Consider the following 18,507-nt stretch of genomic DNA (forward strand, 5'->3'; position numbering starts at 1 on the left):
TCGACTTACAGGGGGAGCGCGCCGTGAAGTATTGGCAGTCGGTAAGATTCAAGATCGTATTCGGCTTCCTGCTCATCATCGTGCCGATCGTCGCCTTCCTCATTTACAATAACCTGTACGCCATGAACGTCGTTCGCCAGCAGGTTTCCTCCAACTACAACAAGCTACTGTCCGTCAACGTTCGCGAGAACGACAAAATATTGCTCGAGTTCGTCTATTATTTGCTGCGACTGAAACAGAGCGACCCCGATATCGCCAGCATCAAAAATTTATCGGCGAAAGATGACGGCTACACGCTAGCCAAAATCCGAATCCAGAACAATTTCATAGGCAACTCGCTAGGGATGAACTACAACATCGATTCGCTGTTCGTCTATAACCGCAAAGAGGACGAAATCTTCCTGACGACGCAATACAGCGGCAACTCGGTGAGCAAGCAGGCCGCGCTGAAGGATTGGACGACGAGGCATCTGAAGAACAACACGCTCGCCTTCTCCCCGGAATGGGAGACGATGAAGATCGGGGATATCTACTACTTGCTGAAGTTCGTCGACATGGGTTCCGAAGTGTTCGCCGGCGTTCTGGTGCGGGCCGAGAGCATGATGCGGGGGATGGACAGCTTCGAGGTCGGCTCTGTCGGCAGTACCTTCCTGATCGATCCGGCCGAAACGGTCATAGCCGACGACGATGCATTCAAACCGCTGCAGGACGAGCAATTCCGTAAGAAGGTCAGCGAGATGAAAGATTCCTATGGCGTCGTGAGGCAAGGCGGCGAGTCCTACCTCGTCTTATCCAAGCCTTCGGCGTACACCGATTTCAGCTATTTGATCGTTATGCCGGAGTCGTATATTTTGCGTAACTTGCCGTTTTTCCAGAAAATGCTGTACGTGTGGATTCCGCTGTTCATGGCGTTGCTCTTGTCTCTCTATCTGATCTTCCTGCAGCGCGTCATGTTCAAGCCGCTCGTCGAATTGATCCGCGGGATGCGCAAAATCGGTCAAGGCCGGCTGGACGTCCGTCTTCCAACCGATCAGAGCAGCGAGTTCGCGTTCATGTCGGGCTCGTTCAACCAGATGGCGGAGCAGATCGAACGGCTCAAGATCGGAATCTACGAGGAGCAGCTTCGCGTGCAACGAGCGGAATACAAGCATTTGCAAATTCAGATTAACCCGCACTTCTATATGAACTGTCTGAACATCATCTACAACTTGGCGGCGCTAAAAGATTTCAAATCCGTGCAGAAGCTGTCGCTGCACTTGGCGGACTACTTCCGGTTCCTCATGCAGAGCCACCGCTCGGTCGTGCGATTGGAAGACGAAGTGGGGCACGTCAAAAATTATTTGGAAATTCACAAGCTCAGGTACGTCACGAAGCTCGATTACGAAATCGAAATCGAACCCAGACATATGAATACCGATATTTCCCCGTTAATGATTCAGCCTTTCGTGGAAAACTCGATTATTCACGGGTTCAATCGCAGGGTACAGGATGGCTCGGTATTCCGCATTCGGATTTATTCCGAGGATGACCCCGTCGCGCCGGACCGATTCATTCGAATCGTCGTCACGGATAACGGCTCGGGATTCCCGCCGGATATGCTGAGAGATTTGGAGAGCAACGTGTACATGGCCGGAATGGGCGAACAGCATCTTGGGATATGGAATATTTTGCGACGATTCAAAATGCTATACGGAGACGAAGGCAGCATTACATTCCGCAATAGCGAAACCGGCGGCGCGGTAGTGACGATCAGGCTGCCGACGTCGCGCACGGGACAGGTCGACATGGATACGGAGATGGCGATCGAAGAAACTGCCGCGGAGGGGGATAACGATGCTAACGATGCTGGTCGTCGATGACGAGATTTATGCCTTGAAAGGCATAACGCAAGGAATCGATTGGAGCGACGTACCGATCGGAGCGATACTGGAAGCGGACAGCGTCGAACAGGCGAAACAACATTTGCGGCAGTCGAAGGTCGATCTGATCATTTCCGATATCGAGATGCCGGGGGCTAACGGGATCGAGCTACTCAAATACGTGAGGGAAGCGTCCCCTTCGGCGTTGACGATATTCCTGACCGGACATGCGAGATTCGAATACGCGCGCGAGGCGCTGCATTACGGTTGCTTCGACTACGTGCTGAAGCCGGTCGATCACGACATGCTGAAGGACATCGTGCGCCGGGCAATAGACGAGATTGAGCGGCGTCGCGAGCAAGAAGCGTTCGAGGACACGCTCGAGCTGTATCGCCGGCAATGGACGAATCAGCTCCCGATACTCGTGGAGCGCTTCTGGCACGAGGTGTTAAGCGGCAAAGCGTCCGCGTCGCCGGATCGATTGAACAGGGAGTTTCAGCTATACGATATTCCGCTCGATTCGGATGGGCAAGTGCTGCCGGTATTGCTCAGTATCGAAGCCTGGGAGCTTGAACTGGACGCGCGGGACGAGAGCATTATGGAGTATGCGGTGCGCAAAGCCGCGACGGAGATCATACTCGGCGAACAAGCCGGTACGATCCTGAAGGACCGGAACGAGCTGAACATCGCGCTGCTCTACGGCGATTCCGAGGATCGCGCCGAGCTGAAGAGGCGGTGCTTGCAATATGTTCGCGCGTGCAACGACTACTTCCATTGCAGAGTATCATGCTATATCGGACAGTCGTCGCGGATCGCGGAGCTTCCCGAAGCGCTCGAGCGTCTCTCGCAATTGGAACGGTCGAACGTGTCGCAACCGCAAACCGTAATCGACGGCATCCAAGCGGGAGCCGGCGAGGGAGCGGTTGCTCCGGGCCAAGCGTTGCCTTCGTTCTCGGATTGGGCGTTAATGCTCGACGGGGGGCAGATCGAGGAGCTTGGGAAGGCGATCGAAGAGACGATGGGCCGGTTCCAAGCGGAATCGGCGGGCCGCGAATCGCTCGAGCTGTTCTATTACGGCTTTGTGCATCTGATGTTCCAGGCGGCAAGCCGCAAAGGGATGTCGATCTACGATACGGTGACCGCGCAGGAGATTCATGACGGGCAAACCGCGCGCACGCCGGTGCTCATGCAAGCTTGGGCGACAAAGCTGCTGGCCAAGGCCGGGCAGGCGATCATCAATCAGCGCGACGCGTCGGCCGTCATCGGCAAAATCCAAGCTTTTATACAAGACAATTTGCATAAGGAGCTAAGCCGGGACGACATCGCGAATTCCGTGTACCGTAATCCGGCGTATCTGTCTCGCCTTTTCCGCAAGGAGACGGGCCTATCGCTATCCGACTATATCGTTCAGCTCAAGATCGAGCGAGTGAAGAAGCAGCTGCGGGAGACGAACGACAAGATCAGCAATATCGCCGAGGGACTCGGGTATTTGCACTTCTCCTACTTCGCTAAGCTGTTCAAGAAGACGACGGGTTACACTCCGCAAGAGTATCGCAAGAGGCATCAGACTATGCCATAAGCAGGCTTGAAGCCGCCAGGGAATCCAAGATTCCTTGGCGGTTTTTTCATTTTCGGAATCGGATAGCCAAAAGTCACAATAGTGCTATGTCGGTCACTGCAGTAGATAGATGGCTGACAACGTTTTCCACTACAATGAAGTCACAGACGAGACAACACGATACAAGATAAAGGTTGTGATAGAGATGGAACAAGCTACGCAGACGGTCGTGCAACCGAAAGCAAGGAAAGTGAAGACGCTTAATCAAGGCTATTGGCAAAAATACGGCGTTTTCTATCTCATGATGGCTCCTGCGCTTATCGTAATTATTATTAATAACTACCTCCCGATGGCAGGCGCGCTGATCGCGTTCAAGAAAATCACTTACGAATCCCGCAGTTTCTTCGTGAACTTCATGAACGGCGAATGGGTCGGCTTGAAAAACTTCGAGTTTTTGTTCAAAACAAGCGACGCATGGCGGATTACGAGGAATACGGTCGCGTACAACCTCGTGTTCATCGTCTTGAATCTCATCATCGGTGTCGCCTTCGCCCTCATGTTCAACATGATGCGCAACCGCAGGCTCGCGAAATTGCACCAAACGATCATGTTCCTGCCGTTCTTCCTGTCCTGGGTCATTCTGAGCTATCTCGTCTACGCTTTCTTTAACCCGGCGCTCGGCATCATGAATAAGGAGATCTTGCATTGGTTCGGCGCGAGCGAAGTGGAATGGTACTCGGATCCGAAGTGGTGGCCGCTCGTCCTGCCGATCTTGAACACTTGGAAAGGCATCGGTTATTACGCGGTCATCTACTTGGCAGCCATAATCGGTATCGACAAGGAGTATTACGAAGCGGCTACGATCGACGGTGCATCCCGGATGAAGCAAGTATGGAGCATTACGATGCCGCTCATCCGCCCGGTTATTATCGTCTTGACGATGCTGCAGATCGGAAGAATTTTCTATGCGGACTTCGGATTGTTCTTCAACGCCACGCGTAACGCGGGGGCGCTCTACGATACAACGTTGGTTATCGACACTTACGTCTATCAGGGATTCCTCGTGTCGGGGAACATCGGGCTGTCATCCGCCGCAGGCTTCTACCAAGCGATCGTCGGCTTCGTGCTCGTACTCGGATCTAACTTCATCGTGCGACGAGTCAGCAAGGACGACGCCCTGTTCTAAACAAGAAGGAGGATTACCCTATGGCTGCAATTACTCCCAGAAAAAAGCATCGCGACGTGCTAGCGATTTCGAGCGGATCGAACTTCGTCATCAATATTTTCTTCTGGATCTACTCCGCGTTCTGCATTATTCCGGTCCTATTGCTCATCGGCGTCTCGTTCTCGGACGAGAAGCAGGTGCTCATTCATGGATATAAGTTCTGGCCAGAGAAGTTCAGCTTGGAAGCTTACGAGTTCCTGCTCAACGACTGGCGCCCGGTCGTCACGTCTTACGGGATCTCGATATTCGTAACGTTATGCGGTACTTTGATCGCGGTGACGATGATGTCGCTGTACGCTTATCCGATCTCCAGACGCGACTTCAAGCATCGCAACCTGTTTTCGTTCATTATGTTTTTCACTATTTTGTTCAACGGCGGTCTCGTTCCCTTCTACTTGATGTACTCGAACATTCTGGACTTGAGAGACACAATGTGGGTGCTCATGATGCCGATGTTCGTGCAAGGATTTTTCGTCCTGCTGATTCGTACGTTCTTCTCCAACTCGATACCGACGGAGTTGCTCGAATCGGCTAGGATCGACGGGGCCGGGGAGTTCCGAACGTTCTTCAATATCGTCCTCCCGTTATCGCTCCCGGTACTCGCTTCGGTCGGGCTGCTCTGCACGCTAGGGTATTGGAACGACTGGTTCCTCAGTCTCTTGTTCATTACCGACAACGGACCGCACAGCATTCAGTTCCGGATGTACGAAGCGCTCTTGGATATTCAATATCTTAGCGCGAACTCGGCGGCATACTCGGCGATCCTGCAAGCGAATCCCGCTTTCACGATGCCAAGCGAAACCGCGCGGATGGCGATGGCGATCGTCGGCGTAGGCCCTATCATCTTCGCTTATCCGTTCTTCCAACGCTTCTTCATTCAAGGCTTGACCGTAGGCGCCGTCAAGGGGTAAGTTCTATTGGAAAGCATTGGGGTTTGTTCAGTGAAAGGCTTCTACCGGTTACCGGCCGGTTGAGCATAGATGTTCAAACATGAAAAGGGAGGCAATACCCATGCTTAGAAAGAGTAACGTAATGCTGCTCGCCGTTATTTTGACGCTCGCCGTCGTACTCGCGGCTTGCGGCAACAATAACAACAATGGCGGCAACGCTTCGCCGTCCACCGCAGCTTCGAAAGAACCGGCGTCTACGGACTCGGCAAGCTCCGATGCACCTGCTCCATCCGCCGCGGATCTTCCTGAAGTGACGTTGTCCCTGACGTTCCCGGGCACGGCACCGAAGGACGAGAAGAAAGTCGAAGAAGCTATCAACGCTTACCTGAAAGACAAGATTAACGCCAAAATCGACATCAACATGATCGATTGGGGCCAATGGGATAATAAGATCAACCTAGCCATCGCGGGACGCGAGCCAATGGACATTCTGTTCACGGCTTCCTGGAACGGTCATTCCAACAACGTCGCCAAAGGCGCGTTCTTGGCACTGAATGATCCGAATGGTAAATACGGAAACCTGCTCGAGAAGTACGGCCAAGGCATTATCGAAACGCTGCCTCCGGCATTCCTCGCAGGCGCTAAAATCAACGGCTTCAACTACGGCATCCCGACGAACAAAGAGCTTGCCGAACAAGGCGGCGTCATCTATCGTACGGACGTTGCCAACGAGCTCGGTCTGACGACGCAATTGGATGCGGTCAAGACGATCAAAGACCTCGAACCGATTCTTGCGGTCGTCAAAGAGAAGAAGCCTGAATTGGTACCTCTTTATCTGAAAGACGGCGAAAACTTTAACGCTCACTACTTCGCTAAATACGATCACCTCGGCGATGGCCAAATCGACGGCGTCGTTATGAAGAACGGCACGGACACGACGGTTAAAGCGCGTTACGATTTCCCGATCTACAAAGAAACGCTTGCCGTCACCCGCGATTTCTTCCAAAAAGGTTACATCAACAGAGACGCGGCTACGGCTCAGCTCTCCCCGCAAGACGCAATGAAAGCCGGCAACGTGTTCATGGGCGTATTCCCGCTGAAACCGGGTAAAGACGCCGAAGTAGCGAACGCCGCTAACCTGCAAGGCAAGCTGAAACAAATCGCGATGACCGATCGTACGGTATCCACCGGCGAAACGGCAGGCTCGATGCTTGGAATCACGACGACTTCGGCTAACCCTGAGCGCGCCATGATGTTCATCAACCTGCTCCACACGGACAAACAATTGAACAACTTGCTCAACTTCGGTATCGAAGGCGACCATTATACGCGTAACGGCGAGATCATCACAGCTACGGCGAACACGCCTAACTACGCGATCGGTTCCGCGTGGATGTTCGGCAGCCAATTCCTGAACTACGTATGGGATAACGAAGATCCGAACAAATGGGCGCTGTTCAAAGCGTTCAACGAGAACGCGATCAACTCCCCGGCACTGGGCTTCACGTTCAACGCCGAACCGATCTCGTCGCAAGCTTCCGTGTTAAACAACATCCGCAAGGAATTCGATCCGGGCTTGGATACGGGCGCGATCGATCCGGGCAAAGCGGATGAGTTCATCAAGAAGATGAACGACAACGGCCTGAAAGACATTATCGCCGAGAAACAAAAACAATTGGATGCGTTCCTTGCTTCGAAATAAAGCTTAAATAGTTAGATAAGGAAACCGCCAAGCACCGCCAAGCGCAACTGCTTGGCGGTTTTCCTTATATCGGACACAAATTGGATACACTTGGTAGTAGGGCGGGGGTAATGCGTTGACATTGGCTTAACGATTCGTTAGCATAAATGAGAATGAAAGTTCGGCTGGAAGAGACTGGGGGCGCGCGCGAACATGCAACCGGGCCTATTGATTATTAGCCATGGATCGCGAGAAGCGGGCTGGGTAGCGCTCGTAGATCGTACGGTCGAAGCCGTTCGGTCTGCGCTGGGCAATGAAATGGCGGTTGAGGCGGCATTCCTTGAATTGGTCGAGGGGCGACTGATCCAAGACGGCGTGAGCAGGCTCGAAGCATCCGGCGTCAATCGGATGCTGGCACTGCCTTTGTTCGTCTCTTCGGGCAGCACGCACGTCGACGAGATCGGATGGGCGCTCGGCGCGTATGCCGAAGCTCGGACGGAGACGGAATTGGCTCGCGTCGAAGTAAAAGCCAAGCTTACGTACGGCGCGCCGATGGACGATGATCCGGAAATCGTCGACGTGCTGCTCGATCGCTTGCAAGAGCTCTCCGTCAACGCCGGCGAGGAGAGTCTATTGCTCATTGGGCATGGCAGCAAGGAGCCGGGGTTCAAGGAAGCTTGGGAGAGCGGCATGGCTTCGATCGGGCGGCAATTGATCGAGCGCGGCGGCTTCGGCGATTGCTTGGGCGCACTGCTTCAGCTTGACGAGGTCGCGGAGAAATTCGGGGAATTGCGAGAACGGCATGCGGGGCATGCGGTGATTGCCGTTCCTCTGTTCCTTAGCGAAGGGTATTTCACGTCGATCGTCATTCCGCGCGAGCTGAGCGGAATGGAATGCCGGTATTCCGGCAGGACCTACATGCCGCATCCGCGCATCGCGGAGTGGATCGTGCGCAAGGCGAAGGAATGGCAATTGAATGATGGATGAAGAGGGGATCTGGATTGGATAAATTAAGAGCACGATTAATCTATAATCCGACTTCCGGCAGGGAAGAGATTCGCCGCAAGCTGCCGGCGATCTTGCAACGACTGGAGAGAGGCGGCATCGAGACGTCGTGCCACGCGACCGAATGCAAAGGCGACGCTACGCAAGCGGCGGCGGACGCGGCGGAGCGCGGCTTCGATATCGTCATCGCAGCGGGCGGAGACGGCACGTTGAACGAAGTCGTGCACGGGCTCGCGGGGCAAGAGCATCGGCCTGCGCTAGGCTTGTTACCGCTTGGAACGACGAACGACTTCGCGCGGGCGCACGGTATCCCGCGTCATTGGGAGGGCGCTTGCGATCTCATTACGCGCAACTATTCGACTCCGGTGGACGTAGGTCGCGCGAACGGCCGATATTTCATTAATATCGCGGGCGGCGGCTCTCTTACGGAGCTTACTTATGAAGTACCGAGCAAGCTGAAGACGATGGTCGGTCAGCTGGCCTATTATATGAAGGGCATCGAGAAGGTCGCGAAGCTTCACCCGACGCCGCTGAAGATTTCCGCGGACGGCGTGGGAGAGTTCGAGGAAGAGTTCATGCTGTTCTTGATCGCGAACAGCAACTCGGTGGCCGGCTTCGACAAGCTATTGCCAGACGCGAGCACGAGCGACGGACTGTTCGACTTCATCGCGCTTCGCAAATGCAGCTTGCCGGAGTTTTTCCGCCTCGCGACGCTGGTCATGCGCGGCGAGCCCGTCATGAACGACTCGCATTTCTTGCATTTCCGGAGCAACCGGATCCAGGTGGAATCGAGCTCGCGCGTTCAGCTGAACTTGGACGGCGAATTCGGAGGAACGCTACCGTGCGTATTCGATATGCTGCCTTCGCATATTCGAATCATCGTCGATGAGAGCGGAGAGTCTTCCTATCGCAAGAACGGCGGGCCGAACCGGGCGCTGATGCTATGAGCGGACGCAAGTCGAATGGCGGTCGGGGACGGCATGTATCGGGTTCGCGTGCGCCGGTTGCCGCGCTTGCCGGCGTGCCGGTCGCGGTCGGACAAGTCGTGGAATGCGACATTATAGGGTTAACGCATGACGGAGAAGGGGTAGGCCGGTACGAGGGCTATACCCTTTTTGTTCGTGGTGCGTTGCCGGACGAGCGTGTGCGAGCGGAGGTTTCCAGTATCGGCAAGTCGTTCGGCCGCGCGCGGACGGTTAAGGTGTTGAAAGTAAGTTCGGACCGGCGCGAGGCGCCTTGTCCGATCTATGATTCGTGCGGCGGCTGTCAGCTGCAGCACTTCGACTATGCGGCGCAGCTGCGGTGGAAGCGGCAGCATGTGATTAGCAGCTTGGAGCGGATCGGGAAGTTGAAGGTGTCGGCGGACGACGGCGATGGCGATGAGTCGTCAAGGACAACCGAGCATTCTCTCGTTGTCGTACATCCGGTTATCGGCATGGACAAGCCTTGGCGTTATCGCAACAAGGCGCAGGTGCCGATTGGCTCAGGCGAAGCGGGGCTCATCGGCGGGTTCTATGAACAAGGAAGCAACGACGTCGTCGATATGGACGCTTGCCTGATTCAGCAGGAAGAGAACGAAGCGTTGGTGCGAGCGGTCAAGTCCGTGGCGCGCGAGCTGGGCATCCCCGCTTACAACCGCGCGACCGGTCGCGGCCTGCTTCGCCATGTCGTCGTGCGGCATGCGCAAGCGACGGGCCAGCGCATGGTCGTACTCGTCACGAACGGTCTCGATATCCCGTATGTCGACGAATGGATCGGACTCATCCGCGAGCAAGTGCCCGGACTCGTCAGCGTCTGCCAGAACGTGAACACCGCAGCGACTCCGGTCGTGATGGGCGATGTGACAAGGGTATTGTGGGGCGAGGAAGTGATATACGATGAGATCGGCGACATTCGCTTCGCGATCTCGCCTCGCTCGTTCTTCCAGGTGAACCCGGTTCAGACGGAGAGACTTTACCGCGCTGCGGTGGATTATGCCCGGCTCACCGGCGAAGAGACGGTTATCGACGCTTATTGTGGGATCGGTACGATTACGTTGTTTTTGGCTCGCTATGCTCGGAGGGTATATGGCGTAGAGATCATTCCCGAGGCCATCGAGGATGCGCGGAGGAATGCGTTGCTCAATGATATAAGGAATGCCGAGTTCGAAGTCGGTGCGGCCGAAGTCGTCATGCCCCGCTGGCAGAGTAAGGGCATCACGCCCGATGTCATCGTCGTCGACCCTCCCCGCAAAGGCTGCGATCCGGCGCTTATCGCTACTATGTTGGAGTTGAAGCCGGCGCGCATCGTCTACGTCTCTTGTGATCCGTCAACGCTGGCAAGAGATTTGAGATTGCTCGAGGATGGCGGGTATCGAACGGTAGAGGTGCAGCCAGTGGATATGTTCCCGCATACGGGGCATGTGGAGTGCGTGGCTTGGTTGGTGAGGGATTGAACAGGGAATGAGATCCCTTGTCCTGACTGGGTTTTGTGGAGTGATACAGCAATTTTAAAGTTGTGATACAGTGGTCGAAAAATGTCGTTGATGTAAAAGTGATGTAAAAATCCAGCCCATAAGAACCGAAGAGACGCCGGGATAACCCGAGCGTCTCTTTGCGGAATCCAAAATTGGAGTTACAGCAAAAATGAAAACAAAAGCAATGGGTCATTAGACAAGGGTGTGGAATCAAATCTTAAAAAACGGGCATTATTATTTAGCGAGGTGATTGTGATGGCGCGAAAAACTAATGACGAATTTAAAGATATGAGCATCAAAGAAATGGACGAGTATACCAACGATCATCCATCCGAGGCGATTAGAGCATCCAAATTACTGGGGGCTGCCGCAGGACAACAAGTTCAAAAATATTTTGTTTATCAAGCTCAAAGGGTAATGAAGATGGGGACACCTAAACAACTAAGTGAAGAATAAAACAATTGAAAGTCAAAAGGTACGAAGAGACGCCGAGGTTATGACCAACTCGAGCGTCTCTTCCTTGTCATTGTGCTGTTTTTATGGTGAAAAGCGAATCGAACTTATCCGCAGCAGCTTGATCGGCTGTCCGAAGTGCATGGCCATAGATGTTCATGGTTGTCGTAATGCTTCCGTGTCCGAGTCGTTCCGATATGATTTTGGCATGGACGCCCTGGTTAATCAGTAACGTGGCGGACGTATGCCGAAGATCATGGAATCGGATATACCGAAGTTTGTTCTTCTGAACAAATTGCCTGAACCATTGATAGGGGCGCTCGTGATGTAGGGGGTGCCCATTCGCGTGGGAGAAAAGGAAAAACCATTCACCGCCATTCCATGCATCGCCCATGTCATTTCGTTCCTTGATTCTGTAGGCGTGGTATTCCTTTAGTTCCTCAAGCACAGATGATGGTAGGGCAACCTTGCGTACCGATTTTTTTGTTTTTGGCTGTTTTACGATGACTTCTCCTTTATTGGCGTGAACCATTGTTTGCTTTACATCAATAACGCCTGAGCTTAAGTCGACATGCTTCCACTCGAGTCCAAGAAGTTCACTGCGACGAAGACCTGTTGTCAAAGCAACAGTGATTAATATTCTCCAGTGGTAAGGTTCCTTTTGCAGAGCACGCAGCATTTCGGAAACTTCGGTTTCATCGTATGGAACAACTTCTTTAGATGTAACCTTTGGTTTTTGAACATCATTCACAGGATTACGTTTGATGACTCTCCATTCCACAGCACGTTTAAATATGTTTTTTAAAATGCGGTGGTTAATTTGAATCGATCCGGATGAAAGTCCGCCACTCTTTTTATCCCGTCGGCTGTTATTTTTCTCAAGCTTGTCTAAGTAATCGACGACGTGAAGTGGTTTGATATCCTTGATTGGAATGTGTTGAAAAGCGGGGAGGATTCTGATCTTCAAGTTGGTTCTGCATGTATAGAGGGTTTTAAATGCAAGGTGTTTAACGGCATACTTAGAATACCATTCTTCAACAAATGCACCGAAGGTCATCTTTTCGGGTGCAATGTATTCCTCGGCTTCAACCTCCAAGCGAAATTTTGCATATTCGCTTTCAGCTTCACGTTTTGTTCGGCAATGAACTGTTTTGGTGAAGCGTTTGTATTTTCCGTTTATGTCTTTGCCCGCGTTGACCGTCAAAAACCACGAATTGTCGCCGCGCTTTTGGATGTTAGCCATTCATTATTCAACCCCGATGTTATATATTGATAACATCATTATTTCCAATTATTAAGAAACAAGACTATTTGTCTGTATGATAGATTGCTACCTAAGGATTGAAATCAGACCGCGGTATTACCACCTTAGTCAGTCAGGGTTATAAATTTTAGTAATTACTTTTTGTGATAGGATTATTTATCTTTTATGTCGTGCGCGAGCTGGTGACTGGAGGAAGGCACATGTATCAAGTAATCAAAATGGAAAGCGATAATGGTATATCGAAAGAAATTCCTATAGCAATGACCAGTACTTGGAGTGTAGCTCTAACGGAATTTATAAACTTAATACTCGAACAAAAGAAGAAAAGAATAAAAAACGAAAAAATTTTGAGAACATGTTACATCCTCAAGGATGGAATGACATTAGATAATATCGATTTTACTATTGTTGAGAATACTGTTATTGCAGTCAGACAAGACGAAAATATTGTAAACATCAATACAGAGGAACTCCATTTTAATTTGATTAATCGGAAGATTAGGGGGTTACTCGGCTCTGGGGCAAATGGTGTAGTTTTGGAGTGCGAAGACCCAACGTTGCAGGTATCCTTGGCTCTTAAGCTCTGGCTACAAATAGATGACGAAGACAAGCCACTCTATGAGGTTAGAAAGCAAACCGTAGCTGGAGAAACGAACCCCAATGTTGTAAAAGTCAGATATGCAAGTAAATTAAATGATTATTTGTTTGCTGAGTTTGATCTTATTGAAGGCAAGACGTTAGAAAAATGGTTGAGAAAGAAACCACCGTTGAGAACTAGATTACGTGTCGGGAAAAAAATAATAACTACATTAGATCAAATTCATGATCAGAATATCTATCATGGTGATTTACATTTGGATAATGTAATTGTAACTCCTGATGAAAACATAAAAATATTAGATTTTGGCACTAGTCGTACAAATACCCGGGAATTCAAAGAATTATCGGATACTCGGGCGGCCTGGTTGTTAACACAAACAATAAGTAAATTGCTTCCTGAAATACACGAGTATGAAGATTTAATAAGTGATCCTGCAATTAGGTATTTTCTACGAGTGACAGAGTGGACAAAGGTAAGAAAGTATCATTACACGGACGGTAATAAAACATCGGCAGATTATGTTAATGCATCTTTAGATTTTATAATTGAATTCCTCTGGGCAGATGCATTTCTCTTTAATTCAGGTGCTAATGACGTTCCACTACTATTTGATCTTTCTGGTTTGTTGATTAAATCTCCATTCATAGATATCATGAAACTATTAGCTTACTTTATTGAACATTGTAGCGAAAAATCAATCAAAGTGTTCTTTTCAGGATTATTTCAACATTCCTATTTTAATGAGTCAGATGAATTGGGAATAGAGATAGAAGACTTTTTTGATGAAATTAATCAGAAAATCGTAGTTGATATGAATGAATTTGATCCGATTACATATTACAATTTCTTGATGCAGTTATTTAGTGACGATAAAGAAGGGTATAAGAAGTGGCGAAAAATCATCGGCCAAATGATTAAAAAAAGAAAAGGGGTCGTTTCTTTAGTAATGTAATGCAGTAAGGGACTGACTACGCAGGCAGGGTCATGAGCCGTACGCAAGTGGCCGGCAAGATGAACTGGAGAACCCGTATGTGTACCGGAGCGGCTTCATGTATCCTCGAGGATTTTAATTAAATCTACTAGGGGCGGAACGTATCGTAACGTGGTCCCTAGGTTTTTATGACGTAGCTGATGCTGAATTTCTACAATATTCATGCCGCCAGTTTGCATTAAATATCCAGCTGTTCTTCTAAGATCATGCGGACGAATTTGCCTAGACAGTCCCGCATCACGAGAGAGATCGGATAACATTTTTTTAATTTTATATATTGACATAATCTTTCCTTGCTGATGGAATAGGTACTCATCCCCCTGATTTGCATGTTTTGAATATTTTGGATGTTGAATGTATCGTTCAAGTTCTGCGGTGAGGTCTTCGGGGATCGCAATAGGTAGCTGCTTAGTTTTTTGAGCATCAAAGACATGCACAATCCTTGTCTCCAAGTTCACCCGTTTCCGTCGAAGAAAGCGAACCTCGTTTTTACGCAGCCCAGTGATTAACATGAACCAGATAAACACAAATTCCTGCCGATAAAAAGGGTCCTTAAGTAACGCAGCCTTAAGAAGAGCGTAGCACTCTTCTATGGATAATGCGGTGTTCTGAATCGGACTTTCGATTTTAGGCCGACGGTAACCAATCATCGGATTTTGCTGTATCATCTCCGTGTCGTGAAGAAACTCAAAAAAGCGTTTAAGCACAGTAATGGTGACCGCCAACGTGCGGTCCGATGCTTGACCATTTTGCTTTAAATCAAGAATAAAACGGTCAATGACTTGACGCTGAATAGGTGAGTATCTATCTGGTTGTGCACGACTGGCATGAAATCGGTCAAAATCAAGAGTTCCTTCGAAGCCTTCCTTTAACAGGAAGGCTTCGAACCTTTTCAAAGCGGTAATATAGGTCTGCTTCGTACTGCTGCTACGTCTGAAATGTTCACTCCAAAATTGAAAATAACCTGATTGAAGCAAAAGAGTCATTCAAATTACCCCCTAAATTCAAAGAGATCACTGAATTTAAGCTGGGCTAAGGGATGCTGGTCGATTGCTGTGACCAGCATGCTGTCAAATAGTTTCAAATATACTTCTGTTGAACTAAGCCATTTGTGACGCATCAGTTCTTTAATTTTATATATGTCAACGCCTCCTTCGAGCAAATATAAAGCAAAGGAATGCCGTAGTGAGTGTACGGACAATTGATACTGTTTTTTATCAGATTCCGGTATCGATTTCGCCTCATCAATCAACGAGGCAAACATTTTCTGAACGGTGCTTTTATGCAGGGGAGATATTCCCTTGTCATCGGAAAAGATGTACCGCTCGCGATAATCTGGGGTGTCATGTACGCCCTGATAACGAAAACTCACGTATGCAAGTAGGATTTCAAGGGCATTTTTAGTTATCTTGTTCGGCTGCTTGTATCCCTTGTTTCCCTTTCCACGCACAAGAATTTCTTGTCGGGATGGAACAATATCTCCAACTTGCAAAAATAACAATTCGCTTAACCGTATACCGGTTCCGAGAAAGGTCCATAAGATGGTGAAGTTTCGGTGGGCTTCACGACCGAGTCGGACAAGGCAACGGATCTCATCCAATTGTTCTTTGGTAAAAGCACGTGGCTCGCGGTTTCGATCGATTTCGATGGAGAGGACCCTCTTAAGTTTGCCGATATCACTGTGAAAAAAATGTGCGCACGATTCCCCAAGGAAGCTTCTTAAAAACGCGGCCTTTTTGTTACGGGTATTGAGCTTTTGTGCGTGAGCCAAATACTCGGTCAAAAAGACAGCAGAAATAACCTCCTTGAGGAATGGATTGTCTCCTTTTTGATCTCGGCAATGGCGCACGAATAGTCTCATTTCGCACCGGTAAGCCTGCTGCGATGAGGGTGCTAAAATTTGAAATGAATCACTCTCAAAGTAATGAAGCACTGCATCATCGAGAGGGATATCTTCGTGCTGTTTTGCTTTATCGATGTTTGAAGGCACCAGCTGATGCACCATCCGCATAAACGAATCCGGTCCAAACTGATCTGCCAGTTGTAAAAGCGTTTCTTCAAGCGCCACTTCATTCGTTACAACATCATCAAATATTGGCATTGGCTTCTCTCCTTAATCGTAATTTAACTTATTGATTTCGCTGATTAGGTGCTCGTCTTGGTTTGCCATATGTATATACAAACCGACGGTATTCAGCATTTTTACACGCGCAACTTCTTTTATCGCTTGTGGTAGGCGCTTTTTGTAAGCAAGGCGCGTGATAAAGATATGGCGAAACAAATGAACGCCGCCGGGAAACGGCCATGCCGCAATCATGGCGTAAAGTTTAAAGTTCTCATACAATTCACGCTTAATGATGGAAGGCGTCTTTCCCATGACGTACGTCGCAGAAGGATAATTCTGAACCTCCAGCAATAGCTTCTTCAATTCCACTGAGAGTGGTAGGAAATGGGCCTTCTTTCCTTTACTGTGGGTGACAATCGTTCGTGCTCCCAGGTTAATATCTTTCCATTTGATATTCGCCACCTCAGATAGTCTTAAGCCCAGGTCTAACATGAATCGGTATCCAAGCTGTTCAAGGATAGGATCTCTTGCGTACTGTTTTACAACTTGGAATAGAGCATCAATTTGCTCATCCGTTGGAATTTCACGAGGACTGTAACGCGGGGCACTTATCGCACGAAATCGCTGAAGTGGAGCGTTGTATCCATAACGATCTCTCAAAAAACCGTAAAAAGATCGAATGGCATATATGCTGTGCTCAAAAGTGATTGGGCTGCACAGTCCCTCCTTGATCAGTTTAAGTTTGTAGGTGCGGTACATGAGCAAATGTTCATTTTGAATTTGCAATATTGAAATTGCATCTGGAGAAGTAGCGGCAAATACTCGAACATTTGCACATAACCACATAAAAAGCTGTTGAACGCATGTTACGTAGTTCCGAATATGTTTACGGGCAAATCCTTGTTCCTCCATATGCATTTTGAAGCTCAGTATCCTTGGATGCAGAGGAGGCGACTTGTGAGGTTTCTTCGCGGGGATCTTTTCATTTAGTAAACCAGCTTGTATCGATTTCTCCATTAAAAAATGAAAAAGCGAGGATGTTAACTCATCCTTAGGCAGATGATGAATGCCACGTTGAAGGGATTTAGCATCAAGGAGCTGCTCATCTCGAATTTGATCCGAAGGAACGCCATATAGCTTCGCAGTCAAAATCTGCAGCTTCCGCGCATGTTCAAACTTCTTGATGAAAACAAGTGGTGCATTTTCCATGGCATGACTTAGAAATTCTCGCAACAAGTTTGCGAGAATTTCTGTTTGCACCTTGTTCTCCCACAGCCATGGATTAATCGCTTGTTGACCTAAGTAAGGGATTTCTTTTTGAGCCTGATCTAACTGCTTCGCATACAGCATGTTTTCCACCTTCTCCCGTGTGACTTTCCTAATGTCATGATCGTCACTGTGCAGGGAGAAAATACCCGAAACGTCAAGAATCTTTTCGGCAAAAGAAGAATTCTGCCGAAAAGATTCTTGGGTTTTTGCATGGTGGTGGTTGTTAATTTGAGGTTGGTTATTTGAAGAATTTTCGAAACGGTCCATGTCCATGCCTCCACTCATCATTCAATGGTATTAGCATGGACAGGATTCAGAAGGTGGAGAAAAAACTTAACTTGGAGTAAAGTATCTGGTTATAACTCATGGCACTCGGTTTCATCTCGAAAATTCTTTAATTCATGAATCATGCCCACATAAGAAAGGGATGGCTGATTTTTGGGGAAAATCACGCGAAATGCACGATCGTGCTTGGGCCTGCAAGGCCGAAAAGTTTTAACAATGTATCTCGCTTCAGGAAACAGGGTTACGACTTTTTTGCGAAGCACATGGTCCACCAAAGGGTCATATGTAAGATGAAACTCGAAGTAATCCAATTCAGGGTAAGTGGTTACCCATCTTCCCGTTATAGTTTCCTCTTGATTAAACAATAACTGTGGATTTAAAAGTTTGAACCCGCAAATACTTTTTGTTTTGTCACGTTCTTGAGCAAGTTCATTTAGTTGGGCTTGCTTTGAAACCCCAGGAATAAAATACTCAGGGTTTTGTTTAAACGAATCCATATCGGGCTTTATCATGTTGACAAGCTGCCAGGGATGATCAAGAAGTATGCTTAAAGAGAATGGCTTTGGCCATTTTGGCATGTTAAATCCGTTGAATAATTTGCTGACTGCGGCTTCCGTTATGTCTAATTTTTTGGCAATTTCATTTTGCTTAATATTGTAGGTGGCTGCACATAAGGCTCTTCGAAAATGGAGACTAGATTCACTCATTAATGTCTCCCATCTTTTCCTCGAACTTTGCATGATAAGGAGTTCGTAATAAGTAAGGTTAAGGATGTCTTTTCTAGCCTCTTTCAAATTGTAAATGTTTGATAGAGGTTTTTGCGCTTCTTTCACATACTTCTTGTTAGAGCTAGCGTAATTCGTCCAGCACTAGACGGTGTTAGTTGTCCACGAATTGACGGGAAAA

General features: G+C 49.0%; 15 protein-coding genes. 10 read left to right on the forward strand and 5 right to left on the reverse strand.

From position 1 onward, the window contains the following. Positions 1 to 23 precede the first annotated feature (23 nt). The 9 genes from ACFPQ4_RS16280 (at position 24) to ACFPQ4_RS16320 (ending at position 11,129) form a co-directional block, all read left to right on the forward strand. A complete protein-coding gene (locus ACFPQ4_RS16280; RefSeq protein WP_378112933.1) occupies positions 24 to 1,859 on the forward strand; it encodes a sensor histidine kinase in 1,836 nt (611 codons plus the stop codon). After that, positions 1,834 to 3,438 carry a response regulator transcription factor gene (locus ACFPQ4_RS16285; protein ID WP_378112934.1) on the forward strand — a complete coding sequence of 535 codons (1,605 nt, stop codon included), beginning with the start codon at positions 1,834 to 1,836 and terminating at the stop codon, positions 3,436 to 3,438. The genes ACFPQ4_RS16280 and ACFPQ4_RS16285 overlap by 26 nt, the downstream gene beginning before the upstream one ends. A 184-nt stretch (positions 3,439 to 3,622) precedes the next feature. Beyond that, positions 3,623 to 4,603, forward strand: a complete 981-nt coding sequence (locus ACFPQ4_RS16290; protein WP_378112935.1) for an ABC transporter permease — start codon at positions 3,623 to 3,625, stop codon at positions 4,601 to 4,603. A 20-nt stretch (positions 4,604 to 4,623) separates the two neighbouring features. Next, a complete protein-coding gene (locus ACFPQ4_RS16295; protein WP_378112936.1) occupies positions 4,624 to 5,553 on the forward strand; it encodes a carbohydrate ABC transporter permease in 930 nt (309 codons plus the stop codon). Positions 5,554 to 5,653: 100 nt separating this feature from the next. Next, positions 5,654 to 7,234, forward strand: a complete 1,581-nt coding sequence (locus ACFPQ4_RS16300) for an ABC transporter substrate-binding protein (protein ID WP_378112937.1) — start codon at positions 5,654 to 5,656, stop codon at positions 7,232 to 7,234. Positions 7,235 to 7,426: 192 nt separating this feature from the next. Then, positions 7,427 to 8,200, forward strand: coding sequence for a sirohydrochlorin chelatase (locus tag ACFPQ4_RS16305; RefSeq protein ID WP_378112938.1), 774 nt, complete (start codon positions 7,427 to 7,429; stop codon positions 8,198 to 8,200). Then, positions 8,197 to 9,165 (forward strand): diacylglycerol kinase, encoded by a 969-nt coding sequence (locus ACFPQ4_RS16310; protein WP_378112939.1) that lies wholly within the window; start codon positions 8,197 to 8,199, stop codon positions 9,163 to 9,165. Before ACFPQ4_RS16305 ends, ACFPQ4_RS16310 begins: the two co-directional genes overlap by 4 nt. Continuing rightward, positions 9,162 to 10,652, forward strand: a complete 1,491-nt coding sequence (rlmD, locus tag ACFPQ4_RS16315) for a 23S rRNA (uracil(1939)-C(5))-methyltransferase RlmD (protein ID WP_378112940.1) — start codon at positions 9,162 to 9,164, stop codon at positions 10,650 to 10,652. The genes ACFPQ4_RS16310 and rlmD overlap by 4 nt, the downstream gene beginning before the upstream one ends. Positions 10,653 to 10,928: 276 nt before the next feature. Beyond that, positions 10,929 to 11,129 (forward strand): hypothetical protein, encoded by a 201-nt coding sequence (locus ACFPQ4_RS16320; RefSeq protein ID WP_378112941.1) that lies wholly within the window; start codon positions 10,929 to 10,931, stop codon positions 11,127 to 11,129. 67 nt (positions 11,130 to 11,196) lie between these two features. Here ACFPQ4_RS16320 and ACFPQ4_RS16325 read toward each other — a convergent pair whose 3' ends face one another. Continuing rightward, positions 11,197 to 12,369, reverse strand: coding sequence for a site-specific integrase (locus ACFPQ4_RS16325; protein ID WP_378112942.1), 1,173 nt, complete (start codon positions 12,367 to 12,369; stop codon positions 11,197 to 11,199). 221 nt (positions 12,370 to 12,590) lie between these two features. Here ACFPQ4_RS16325 and ACFPQ4_RS16330 point away from each other — a divergent pair, with 221 nt between their 5' ends. Beyond that, positions 12,591 to 13,943, forward strand: a complete 1,353-nt coding sequence (locus tag ACFPQ4_RS16330) for a protein kinase domain-containing protein (protein WP_378112943.1) — start codon at positions 12,591 to 12,593, stop codon at positions 13,941 to 13,943. A gap of 95 nt (positions 13,944 to 14,038) precedes the next feature. Here ACFPQ4_RS16330 and ACFPQ4_RS16335 read toward each other — a convergent pair whose 3' ends face one another. From ACFPQ4_RS16335 to ACFPQ4_RS16350, 4 genes are all read right to left on the reverse strand, one after another. Beyond that, entirely contained in the window at positions 14,039 to 14,968 is a 930-nt protein-coding gene (locus ACFPQ4_RS16335; protein ID WP_378112944.1) for a tyrosine-type recombinase/integrase, read from the reverse strand. 5 nt (positions 14,969 to 14,973) lie between these two features. Next, positions 14,974 to 16,083, reverse strand: a complete 1,110-nt coding sequence (locus ACFPQ4_RS16340; RefSeq protein ID WP_378112945.1) for a tyrosine-type recombinase/integrase — start codon at positions 16,081 to 16,083, stop codon at positions 14,974 to 14,976. Positions 16,084 to 16,095: 12 nt separating this feature from the next. Then, positions 16,096 to 17,583 carry a tyrosine-type recombinase/integrase gene (locus tag ACFPQ4_RS16345; protein ID WP_378112946.1) on the reverse strand — a complete coding sequence of 496 codons (1,488 nt, stop codon included), beginning with the start codon at positions 17,581 to 17,583 and terminating at the stop codon, positions 16,096 to 16,098. An 89-nt stretch (positions 17,584 to 17,672) separates the two neighbouring features. Next, complete coding sequence (locus tag ACFPQ4_RS16350; RefSeq protein ID WP_378112947.1) at positions 17,673 to 18,308, reverse strand: hypothetical protein; 636 nt, start codon at positions 18,306 to 18,308, stop codon at positions 17,673 to 17,675. Positions 18,309 to 18,507: the final 199 nt, after the last annotated feature.

Source organism: Cohnella yongneupensis, from assembly GCF_042655785.1.
Taxonomy (GTDB): Bacteria; Bacillota; Bacilli; order Paenibacillales; family Paenibacillaceae; genus Cohnella; species Cohnella yongneupensis.